Annotated in this window: 8 protein-coding genes; 4 read left to right on the forward strand and 4 right to left on the reverse strand. The window is 47.3% G+C overall.

What is annotated here, in order from left to right; all coding sequences use genetic code 11:
• Window positions 1–263 precede the first annotated feature (263 nt).
• Together KS4_RS07835 and KS4_RS07840 are read left to right on the forward strand one after the other, a co-directional pair.
• Window positions 264–1,136: a DUF1559 family PulG-like putative transporter gene (locus KS4_RS07835; RefSeq protein ID WP_200761693.1), complete on the forward strand. Its 873-nt coding sequence runs from the start codon at window positions 264–266 to the stop codon at window positions 1,134–1,136.
• 230 nt (window positions 1,137–1,366) lie between these two features.
• Entirely contained in the window at window positions 1,367–2,389 is a 1,023-nt protein-coding gene (locus KS4_RS07840; RefSeq protein ID WP_145076779.1) for a LacI family DNA-binding transcriptional regulator, read from the forward strand.
• Between the two features lie 36 nt (window positions 2,390–2,425).
• Here KS4_RS07840 and KS4_RS07845 read toward each other — a convergent pair whose 3' ends face one another.
• The 4 genes from KS4_RS07845 to KS4_RS07860 all read right to left on the reverse strand — a co-directional run bounded on the left by KS4_RS07845 (window position 2,426) and on the right by KS4_RS07860 (window position 7,541).
• Complete coding sequence (locus tag KS4_RS07845) at window positions 2,426–4,708, reverse strand: serine hydrolase domain-containing protein (RefSeq protein ID WP_145076781.1); 2,283 nt, start codon at window positions 4,706–4,708, stop codon at window positions 2,426–2,428.
• A 369-nt stretch (window positions 4,709–5,077) separates the two neighbouring features.
• Window positions 5,078–5,413 carry a hypothetical protein gene (locus KS4_RS07850; RefSeq protein WP_145076783.1) on the reverse strand — a complete coding sequence of 112 codons (336 nt, stop codon included), beginning with the start codon at window positions 5,411–5,413 and terminating at the stop codon, window positions 5,078–5,080.
• A gap of 203 nt (window positions 5,414–5,616) precedes the next feature.
• Window positions 5,617–6,294 carry a riboflavin synthase gene (locus KS4_RS07855; protein ID WP_145076784.1) on the reverse strand — a complete coding sequence of 226 codons (678 nt, stop codon included), beginning with the start codon at window positions 6,292–6,294 and terminating at the stop codon, window positions 5,617–5,619.
• 50 nt (window positions 6,295–6,344) lie between these two features.
• Window positions 6,345–7,541: a glycosyltransferase family 4 protein gene (locus tag KS4_RS07860; RefSeq protein ID WP_145076786.1), complete on the reverse strand. Its 1,197-nt coding sequence runs from the start codon at window positions 7,539–7,541 to the stop codon at window positions 6,345–6,347.
• 613 nt (window positions 7,542–8,154) lie between these two features.
• Here KS4_RS07860 and aspS point away from each other — a divergent pair.
• Both aspS and asnB read left to right on the forward strand, forming a co-directional pair.
• Complete coding sequence (gene aspS, locus KS4_RS07865; RefSeq protein ID WP_145076788.1) at window positions 8,155–9,948, forward strand: aspartate--tRNA ligase; 1,794 nt, start codon at window positions 8,155–8,157, stop codon at window positions 9,946–9,948.
• A gap of 312 nt (window positions 9,949–10,260) precedes the next feature.
• A complete protein-coding gene (gene asnB / locus KS4_RS07870) occupies window positions 10,261–12,207 on the forward strand; it encodes an asparagine synthase (glutamine-hydrolyzing) (RefSeq protein WP_145076790.1) in 1,947 nt (648 codons plus the stop codon).
• Window positions 12,208–12,263 lie beyond the last annotated feature (56 nt).

A 12,263-nucleotide genomic window follows, 5' to 3' on the forward strand; every position in this document is an offset into this window, starting at 1 on the left:
TGGCAACAAGGATAAACATTGATGTCATGAAATGTAAACGCTTACAATATAACCTTAAATACACGACAGTCAATCACAAAATCACCGAGATTATGACAAAATATATTCAATTAAATGCAGTAAAATCTAAAAAATAATGAAAAAGGGCTTGTCAGAGAGTGCCAACACACGCTAAGATGTAATCGCTTACATATCATGTCTTGTTTGTTTGTCTTTGTTAACCAGATCATATAGGTGATATGAGAAATCATCAGGAGACGTCCATGTTGGCTAGAAAACTAGGAAAAAACTTCAGTCACGCCTTTACATTAATCGAATTACTCGTTGTCATCAGTATCATCGCGTTGTTGATTGGTATTCTTCTGCCAGCTCTCGGTGCTGCGCGAGATAGCGCGAAGAATATTTTATGTTCATCCAACCTACGCCAGATTGGCATTGCGATGAATGGCTACACTGTTGAGAATGATGGGTTCTTACCTTGGTCAGGAGATCCTGTTGGTCATTTCTGGCCACCTGTTTTATTAGAGTACATGGAAGGCAGTGAAGATCGCTATTGGGATGCGGATACAAATGCAGCCCACTCAGGTACTGTTGCTGCCTACCAATGTCCGTCTATGCCCTATGAAAACACGCATTTCCGTGAAGTAAGCTATGGGGCAAATCAAGCTGTTCTACATCATGGACGTAGAAATTTCCCAATACAATTGCCCGGAACTGAATTACAGGGCAGTAGTTATCGATGGCTTTCTCCTAGAAAAATAGAATCCATTAGAAGAGCCTCAGAGAATATTGCGATGTCGGATTCTAATCAAATGCTTACCGATTCAAAAGGTGGTGGTTGCGAACCTTGGCTTTGGTGGACTGATAACCGTACACCAGTAGGGCACTATGGAGGTTATATATTCCAACCGCTAGATAAAGCAGATGTGCAGCCAGATCTCCCGCTTCCTATTACAACAGATTTGGAAAGTATCCAAGGTGAACGATGGGTTCCTGGCGCAATGAGATATCGACACAACGAGGGCGATCTTGATGTTGTAGGCGATGGGTCAACAAATGCAATGTTTGTTGATGGGCATGTTGAATCCGCACAAGCAGGCACTCTGACACAAAAGCATATTGCCGTTACATACTGATATACACGTGATTCTAATTATCACACCAGCTACAAGCTGCAGGCCTAAAACCTGCAGCTTGTTTCATTTTATCGTCATCTCAATCCATCAACAGAGTTTAAGATTGCTATAGATGTCCGCATTTGATTTCGTTTCAATAATTATGCAATTAAAACGCTAAAACCATATAAATCGGTGTGTTATGGCCAATTCTATTTGCGTTCAATACGTGGATGTATAATAATTGATGCATGAGCAATTCAAGTTTACGACAGGTTAGTGAACGCGCAGGCGTTTCGATTGCAACCGTATCTCGGGTTATCAATGACTCACCTTCAGTTTCGCCAAACACACGCGCTCGTGTTTCTAGAGCCATACGTGAGCTTGATTATCAGCCGTCTTTCGCAGCAAGAACACTTGCCAAGCAAAGCACAGATACCATCGGCGTCATTTTCCCCAATCTTGATGATGGCTTTTTCGTCGATGTTCTCAAAGGGATCAATACCGCAGCATTTGAAAGCAACTATCATCTGATGGTTGCTTTTGGCCGCGGGCCCGCAGATGAAATCAAACTCATCAGCCAATATCTACAACAACAGCGCGTTGATGCACTGATCGTGATGAATGTTGATTTGCCCAGCCGTTTTGCCAAATCACTCAATAAATACAGCACAAAGCTTGTGCTCGTAGATAGGCCTATTGAAAACGCAAACCTCACCTCGATCACAATGGATAACTACAGTGGCGCTGCTCAGATGATGGAGCATCTCATTGTTGACCATAAATACAATGAGATTGCCATCGTCACCGGCCCGGATGACACCTATGACTCTATCAAGCGTCTAGATGGTTGCATGCATGCCGCCAAAAAGAACGGAATGTCGATTAATCCCAACCGTATCTGGAAAGGCGGGTTCACCGAAGATAGTGGATACTCAATAATCTGTGATATTCTCACGCAGAAAACAGAATTGCCCGAAGCGATTTTTGCCCTCAACGATAACATGGCAATCGGCATCATTGATTGCCTCACAGAAAACAACATTTCCGTTCCCGATGATATCGCTGTTGTCGGCTACGACAACATCCCCTTAGCCGATCGTGGCAACATTACAACCGTTCGAACGCCAATGGTTGAGATGGGGCATCTAGCAGTAGATCGAGCCATAGATCTCATCAAATCGGATGATGCAAAAAAGCTAATTAATGAAACATGTTTGCCAACTGAGCTAATCGTACGTAGCTCTTGTGGATGCAATAAAAAGAGGCGATAAAAATATCGCCTCTTTTCACAATAAGATTGAGTTCTCTTACTTAATCATATATTCACCGATCGTTTTGAACATTTTTTGGTAATAAGTATTATACTGTTTCCCAGCTCCAGGTCGGGACATCGTAATCACCAACTGATTCTCTAAATCAACTCGGAATAACGAAGCTGTTGCTGAGCCATGCCCAAACATACGTTCGCTGAAAACCAGTTCGCGTTCGCCTTGCTCATTTTGTTTCCAAATATCTCGATACCAGTCACTCGCTAAGCCGTACACAACATTAGGTGTTGACGTATCGTCGTATAAATCACCGATACGCACAGGCAGCATTTCATCACGAGTTTTTGCGTCAAAGAACTTCAAATCACCATACGATCCACCATTCAGTAGCATTTGGCCAACTTTCGCCAAATCTCTTGCGGTCGTTCGTGTATAGGTTGAAGTATCAACACTCGTAGTATCCACACATCCCAATGGTCGCCATAGATGCTCCTGCATCAGCCGCGGGAAACTCTCGCCACTCGCAAGCTCACAAGCTCTGGCGACAAGATTTAAACTCAAACCATTGTACTGATACTTCTCACCCGGATATGTGTATGGCCACATGCTTCTAACATAATCATCAAACCATAAGTTTGGCATCCCACCATAATTCACATGCCCTTCTGTACCTGCCAAATGCATCATGCACTGCCGAACCGTGACCGCTTTTTCACCCTCAACAGGGAATCCATCAACGTATTTTCCTAACGGCTTATCTAACTCAATCAAGCCTTCATATCGCATCATTGAAAGCAATGAGCTAAACATTAACTTTGAAATCGATGCAACCTGATACGTCGTCATCTCATCAATCGGCCCACTTTCCTTACTACCATGAGCACTGTCGTATGCAATCACACCATTCCTTGCTACAACGACTGTAAACGGCATGCCGCCTTCCTCTGCCCACGCATCACACACTTCACGCATTGCTTCAGCAAAACCTTCCTTAAAGCCTGCTTGTGATAGTGAACCATCGCGAAGAATCGTACTATTCAAACCGTCAACACGTTTTGGATAAGTCAATTTACCCGTAGCTTTACGATCTGTGACTCTCATCCTGACTTTAAGGAGGTAGTCCTGATTGCGGATCATTGGGCTAAGCCACTCAGGTTCTTCAGTGACCTCACCGCGTTGATACATCATTTCACGTTCAAACAATCCGCTCAGTAATGCCGCACCATCGGGGTTCGTGAACATGTAATCACGGATCCCGTAATACATCCCTTTATTAATCCAATCACCCTGCTCTTTCCAAACTTCTTTGCTGATTCCTAGATTTTGGAAGTATCCGACATCTACTTTCTCAAGAATTCGTTTCCAGTTGTAGCCACCGGGGTAACAAATAAACGTGTAACCGCGATTGATCTCACGGCCATTCTCGCCTGTTACCTTAATAACAGCGGCATAGCGCCCCGGTTGCGTTGCACGCTCAACTTCTACAGAATCAGTATCAAACCATCGAACCGATATTTCGTAATCACCTAAAAGTTGCTTTGCAAGTTCAGGATTCTCAAAATCCAATTTTGGAAAACTGCCTAACCCAAACATATATCGCAGCGTGCCACCACCATTGTCACCAATCACACGACTTATCCGTGTCTGCATCAATCGTTCATACAAACCACGTTCAGCTAGCTCCTTGACCTTTTGTTCGTATGACGCTTTGGAGCTAAGTTTAAGCGCAAAGCCCCAGCCACCATGCCCATTCTCAACCTTAACTAGAACACGGTTTTTGCCTTGTTTTACAGGGAAACTAAATTTGTCATCCCCCAGTACCGTGCCACGCCCGTATGCTCGGAATTCATGGACCTGTTCGCCATTCACCCATACTTTTGCCCGGTCATCCGAGCCAAATAATGCATACATCTCACCATCTGAATCCGAGGCAATCTCCGTGTACGCATAGGCAACACGTCTATCGTAAGGCTTTACCATTCCCGTAAAATCCATCATCGCCCCATGACGAAGCGATACCGCTATCCCCTCAGCTTTCCATGCCTTACCCTTGTCATCGACATAGGTGACAACGCTGTTATCACGAAGCACCGCAATATTTTCGCCGCCCATCGCATCCAGATAGTCACGATCAAACCCCGCACCGTCATTGCCGCCTACCCGCTTATCCGCAGGTAGTACCTCATTAGGCAATCCTCCAACAACCACCCAATCCAATTTCACATCATCACTTAATTCGCCACCAGCAATCTGCCCGTGCAATGTCACGCCACCTAAAGCGCACACCAGAAGCACCGCAAATACGCGATTAAATAGTTTCATCAACAGACTCCAAATAGAACAAGCTAAACGATACTTTCAAAAAAATCCCCCCTCATTATCCTCTTCCCTCACTTCACTTACATTGCGCGTTCAACCATGCCATACCCGACTCAATGTCATCGTAAATAAGCGACTCACACACACAGCTTTTACCATGTATCGTAAGATGCTCTCTGCATCGCGCTTCGTATCTTGATACAACGAAAATAACGGGTCTTGATAGAAATGTAAACGGTTACATGGCTAAAATATTAAAAAAAATGAGATGTAACGATAACCGCCTATATGACACCAATAATCGGCATATCGGCGCATCGCACTACCTGATCGTGCTCCAGTGCAGCTCACACCATTGATCTAAGTAATAGCTTACCCGTTACAGGGTGGCGAATAAGCCGCCACTAAATCCGCAGCAATCTTTTTGCGATCCTCATGATTGCTTTTCCGGTAAACACAAATCATGTTCGCCTTTAGCTTCCGCAATTTGTCTCGCTTGGGATGATCCGGAAAGATGCTTTGAATATCACCGGTTTCACCGATTAGCAAACTTTGATGGATATTCTTTTTAAGCTTATTTTTATGACGATTACTCACAAAATACACTCCCGCAATCCCATCATCCCAAAGCATATCAAACGGGTAGACATCAAACGGATACGCCACTCCCGATTTGCCCGTAAATTTTACAGTCGAAATACGTGACATCGCATCACCTCAGAAAGGGATTATCAAACAGCTTAGGAACCAAAATCAAACACACCAATATTCTCATCTCAAATCATCCCAGCAGCAAGATATTTTTCGTCCAATTCATACCCATTAAACGTTTGTCACATCCTTGCCAAAAAACAAGGCTCGCTTCCAGAAAGGAAACGAGCCTACATGATTGATTCAGTAAAAAAAGCGTTCTACGCGGTAAAACCACCTGCATTTTTCAGCATGTCAAGTGTAACACCGCCTGCTTTGCCTTGGCCTTTCGCAGCCAAATTCAGATTATGGACAACTGTCTTGCTGATGATATCTGCCTCGAGGTTCAGCCGATCCCCGATTTTAGCTGCGCCCAGCGTCGTCACGGTTAACGTCTCAGGAATTAAGGCCACCTCAAATGTCATCGTATCCAGACAGACACTCGCGATCGTCAAGCTGATTCCATCTAGTGCAATCGATCCCTTATAAACCACATAAGGCATCAATGCCTCAGTCGGTTTCACCCGCACTCTCACCTCTTCTTCACTCATTTGGATATCAACAATCTCGCCCACCTCATCAACATGCCCCTGCATAAAGTGTCCACCTAATGGCTGATTAGGGAACACCGCAGGCTCCATATTGATCTCATCCCCAGCTCTCAAATCGCCCAGCTTTGTCTTGTCCAGCGTTTCCGCGATCACATCAAAGCTCAACGTTGTTTCCGTTTGGCCGATGACAGTCAAACACACCCCGCTACAGCAGATCGACTCCCCCTGCCCCGGCTCATATCCATTCGCCGGTTTCCAAGTACTTCGATCAACAACCAATCGCTTACCCATTGCAATATCCTGCAATTCAGCGATACGACCTTTAGCTTGTACGATGCCTGTAAACATGCCCCCATTCTACTCCCCACCCTCGGACAAGTAAAAACATGTACGTTTAGTCAAGCTTCCACCATCACGCGTTCTCCAAGCACAACACGCTGCCATGTCTCACGAAAAGCTTGCTCAGAGTTCAACTCGCTAAGCCTTCTTGCCCCCGCTTCATCCACCACAACGTCATAGCTCAAGACTTTCTCAATACCCCGTGAGAACTGTTCTGGATCCATCACATCACAACGAATTCCCAGACCATATTCTTCAATTGCCCACCCGATCCAATGCCGATCCGTACCCAAGACCAACTTCCCCGCCTGAGCCGCGCGAAGCACGAGACTCGCCGACCCCACATGATCCGGATACGGGACACACACCACATCGACCGCATTAAAAAACGCTCGAAATTCTTCATCGCTCAGATACCGATTCAAACAAATGACACGCTCACGTAGCGCTTCATTTTTTTCTGAGAGATGCTTAATCACGTTCTCTCGATGCTTCCCTGCCAGCAACAGCTTCGTCCCATGATTATCAGCACACGTTTTTTCAAACGCATCAATAAGTCGTGGCACACCTTTTCTTGCATCGATCAACCCCGCAATACCAAGCAATGCCCCCCTTTCCTCACCAATTCCCAGCCTTTCTCTCGCCTCAGCCCGTTCCATTCTTTCATCCATCGGCACAGGATCGGCTGTTCCCACAACACGCCTTGCTAACATTGGCTCATGCTTCTCTAGATACTTCACCACCAATGGATCGATCGAAAAAATCGTATCCCAAGGCGACGCCTTCGTTAATTTTATACTCAACCAATTACGTAACCGCTCTTTGATACCCTTTAAATCATACGCGTACCGTGGACTCAGAATTACCGCGTGAGAACGCATCTTTCGCTCGCTCCAATCTAACCGTCTAATCAAACGCTGCATGCCAAGATACTGTGTGATACCATTTCCATATGACACGATCAGTTCATCAGGCTTGTACTGATCAACCAACGTCATGATCCAATCACCACTCATCCGCCGCCAAAGTTTACTGTAAGGCAACACCTTCCGATCACTCGCAAACTCATCAACCAATTCGAATGAATCGCTCAAGTCTGCTAAATACGTCTCATACTCAGCCCGCTCTCGCACATCCTCGGCGGTTGCGAAAACAACATCCACGTGCTCACCACGCAATGCTTCAATAATGAGCCGAACATAATTTAAATGATGACCATCAACGATCGTATCGACGATAAGAATTCTCAGACTCACTTGCCCTCAATTCATATATTTGCACATGGTGAACGAACCCGTTAGTGACTTTTTACGACTGGTACGCATTCTCATCGCCTGCCTACTCGACCGCAACCTGCTAAGCTGAAATATCTTCAATAACTTGCGATCACCCATCTACGTAATGACTCAGCAAACCTAAGAACACCGCCACCATATATGTGCGCACAAACGCGCGTTTGTTCGATTTTTACCGACCTTTTTTCGTTATTTTTTCGCTTTTTTGACCCTTGTTTGATAAAAACTGTCCGTTTATGTCCGATTTTCGCCCTATTTTGACCCCGAAAAACGGGTTTTGCGCCAAACGCGCGCACAAAACCGCCGTGAAATCACATTCTGCTGCTTATTTCTTAGGCAAAATTCAGAAATACCTGATCCAAAAACAATCTGAAATCTCGCCGAATAGCACCCAGTCTGCGTGTCATTTGTGTTATCACAGCATCCCTACCGACCACCAAGAAAAGCCCGTCAAATGGAGCAATAATCCCCCTTGTGGTATCATTCACGCCCTCCCATTTGTGACCACATACAATCACTCACTCGTGGGAACACAACAGGTTTTATTAACCCTCAAACAGTGATCGAAATCATCATGAAAAAGAGAACTCACAGTTGCGGCGATTTACGCAAAGACCATGCAGGACAAACAGTTACGCTCGCAGGTTGGGTTAATAATTACCGCGACCACGGCGGTGTCATCTTCATCGACCTCCGTGACCGTGACGGCATCACCCAGTTCGTCTTCCACCCCGAAACCAAAGCCGCCCACGAACTCGCCGCAAAACTCCGTCTCGAAGACGTGGCGCAGATCACCGGCGAAGTTCTCGAACGCGGCCTGGATGACAAGGGTAAATCACTTAAAAACGACAAACTCGCCACCGGCGACATTGAGGTCTCAGCCACTGATCTTGAAATCCTCAACAAAGCTGAAACCCCACCATTCGTCCCGAATGACGCTCATAAAGTTAGTGAAGAAAAGCGTTTACAGTACCGCTTTATTGACCTGCGTCAGCCGCGCATGCAAGAGATCCTCAAGACTCGTCACCGCGTCACCAAAATCATGCGTGATCACTTTGACGAAAACGGTTTCTACGAGATCGAAACCCCATTCCTCTGCAAATCCACCCCTGAAGGTGCACGTGACTTCCTCGTCCCGTCCCGCTTACAAGCTGGCAGCTTCTACGCATTACCTCAGTCGCCACAACTCTTTAAGCAGATTCTCATGGTCTCCGGCATGGAAAAATACTTCCAGATCGTCCGCTGCTTCCGTGATGAAGACCCGCGTGCTGATCGCCAAGCTGAATTCACCCAGCTCGACGTCGAGATGTCTTTCGTTGAAGTCGAGGACATCATCTCCACAAACGAATCACTCATGCGAAAGATCTGGAAGCAAATCCTTGATCTTGAGATTCCTGAGATCCCACGCATGGCCTACGACGATGCGATCAACAACTTCGGCTCCGACCGACCTGACCTTCGCTTTGATATGCAACTCGTTGACGTGACTGAACTTGCATCCAAGACAGATTTTAAGGTTTTCACAGGTGCAATCGCCAAGGGCGGCATCGTTAAAGCCATCCGCGTTCCTGGCGGTGCCAGCCTCACACGTAAACAAACCGATGCACTCGCTGAATGGGTCAAAGACTTCGGTGCAGGTGGTTTGCCCATCACCAAGGTCGTTGATGGCAATGTTTCGACAGGCATCGCGAAATTCATCGAACCTATTAGCAGTGAACTGGTTGCAGCCATGGGCGCTGAAGACGGCGACCTCATCTGCTTCGGCGTCGACGTCAAGTCAGCAATCGTACACCGCGTCCTCGGCGAACTCCGCGTTAAACTTGCTCACGACCTTGGCCTCATCAAAGAAGATGATTGGAAATGGGTTTGGATCGTTGATTTCCCATTGGTTGAATATCGCGAAGAGGAAGGCCGCTTCTTTAGCACGCACCATCCGTTTACCGCACCTAACGATGAAGATATCGATAAACTTGAAACCGACCCGGGCGCGATCAAGAGCAAGGCATATGACCTGGTTCTCAATGGTTCTGAACTCGGCGGCGGATCGATTCGTGTGCATGACATGAACATGCAGAAACGCGTCTTTAAGATGCTGGGTATTGATGAAGCTGAAGCTGAAGAGAAGTTCGGCTTCCTGTTGAATGCTTTGAAGTTCGGTGCTCCGCCACATGGTGGTATTGCGTTTGGTTTGGATCGTATTGTGATGCACCTTTGCGGTACGACGAATATTCGCGACGTGATTGCGTTCCCGAAAACGCAGAACGGTGCAGACTTGATGCTTGATGCACCATCGCCGGTGGATGAAGCGCAGCTCAAAGAGCTTTCGATCCGTCAGAATCTGACGAATGAGAAGATTGTTAAAGCGTAATTGATTGCTTTAGACTTGAATTTAAAAACACCCGGTATTAGCTGGGTGTTTTTTTATACACGTGTGAGTCGGGGGGCTTGGCCATTGCACAAGTGCTGAAATGCACAAAAGATGCGTGCTGAAATGCGCGATTAATTGTATGATATTTATTCGTGATGAGAGTTTATACTGCGTTTAAGTGCGTTTCATATGAGATGTATTACGTTGACCAGAAGGTCATTACATCCATCTTGAATTCGAGTTGTGATTTGTGATCGATTCGAATGAGTCCGCTCAAAGCGTGGTTCGTAGATACATTCGGGAGTGAAGGTTATGTGCGGTATTGCTGGTGTCGTGAGACGTGATCGTGGTGCGGTGGGTCGTGAGCTATTGGAGCGGCTGCTGTCCAAGATTTCGATGCGTGGGCGTGATGGTGCGGCGGGTTGGATGAATCACGAACAGCAGGTGGGTTTGGTGCATGCGAGGCATAGTGTGATTGACTTGCCGGGTGGTGGTCAGCCTATGACCGCGGAGCTTGATGCGAAGTTTGGCCAATTGTCGGTGGTGTTTAATGGTGAGATTTATAATCACCGGGCGTTGCGAAAAGAGTTAGAGGGGATTGGGCATAAATTCACATCGGATCATAGCGATACTGAGGTGCTGTTGCATGGGTATCGTGAGTGGGGCGGGAAGATGATGGAGAAGTTGGAGGGGATGTTTGCGTTTGGGATTTGGGATCAATCGAATCGGTCGTTGTTCTTAGCGCGAGATAGATCGGGGAAGAAGCCGCTGTTCTATTGGCGGAGCGATAAGGGGATTGTGTTTGGTAGCACGGTGAGTGTGGTGTTGGCGGGGATGAAGTCAATGAGCGCGATGAATGTGGAGGTGGATGGCGAGGCGATGCTGCAGTACTTGCGTTTTGGTTATACGGGCGGGCGCAGTTTGGTGAAGGGGATAGAGGAGTTGGAGCCGGGCTGCTGGGCGCTTGCGGGGAATGATGGTCAGTTATGGAGTGAGCGGTATTGGGAGTGGCCGGGGGTTACGGGGATGGTTCGGGTGGCGGATAAGTATGATGACGATACGGCAGAGTTGATTGCACGTTCGCATTTGACGCTGAAGCAAGCGGTTGCGAAGCGGCTTGAAGCGGATGTGTCGCTAGGGTGTTTTTTGAGTAGTGGTATTGATTCGTCGGTGGTAGCAGCGCTTGCGCAGGAAGCAATGTATGAGCGTGGTTTGGGTAAGTTAAAGACGTTTTGCGTGGAGATGCCTGAGAAGAGTTATGACGAATCGAGGGCGTCGAAGATTATCGCGAAGCATTTGGGGACGGAGCATGTGACGTTGCGTACGCCGGTGGGCGATGCGTTTAGTGACTTGGAATATCTGATGAATAGCTGTGGGGAGCCGACGGCGGACAGTTCGATCTTGCCGACGTATTGGTTGTGCAAAGCAGCGCGTGAACATGTGAAGGTGGCGCTCTCGGGTGATGGTGGGGATGAGCTGTTTTGTGGTTATGATCGCTATCAGGCGCTTAGAATGATGGGCAAGCATGGTTGGTGGCTGAAGGGTATGCCGAGCGGGATGTTTAAGGGAACGGATGCGAAAAATAGGCGTGTACGGATGGGGCGATTGGTTGATGCGGCTAAGGCGAAAGGCGGGGTTGGCCAGAAGTATCGACGGATGGTGGAGATTTTTGATGATGAATTGATTGGTGAAGTTGGTGGGCAGAAAGCAAAGGACGCGCTGCTTGCAGAGGACGGGTTTGTGATGGACGGCTGGGCGGAGATTGAGGCGGGGATGAAGTTGGGAGGCGGAAATGGGGATGTGATGAATACTGCGATGCGATGGGATTTTAGCCATTACCTTGTGAATGACATTTTAAGGAAGGTTGATCGGGCGAGTATGGGCGTTCCTCTGGAGGTGCGCTGCCCGATATTGGATCAGGATGTGTGTGAATTGGCAATGCGAATGAAGGGTAAGAAGTTGATGGTGGATGGGATGCAGAAGGGTGTATTGAGAAGGATTGCGGGGATGTACTTGCCGAAGGATCTGACGCAACGAGAAAAAATGGGGTTTGCTGTGCCGATTGGGAGATGGTTCCAGTGGGAGCTTCGGGATGAGCTGCGTGATCGATTGTTGGATGGGAATCTTGAGGCCATGGGCTTTGAGATGGAAGCTGTGAGGCGGCTGATGAACGAGCATCAGGTGGGTGAGAAGGATCACACGCATCGGTTGTTTGGTCTGCTGCAGCTGTCGATCTGGTGGAAGTGGCTCAATGGGTGATGTTGATGGTGGTTGTGGTGATAGAGAGGGGGTATGGAGGACGTGACAGATGTGAC

The sequence above is a fragment of the Poriferisphaera corsica genome, assembly GCF_007747445.1.
Lineage (GTDB): Bacteria > Planctomycetota > Phycisphaerae > Phycisphaerales > Phycisphaeraceae > Poriferisphaera > Poriferisphaera corsica.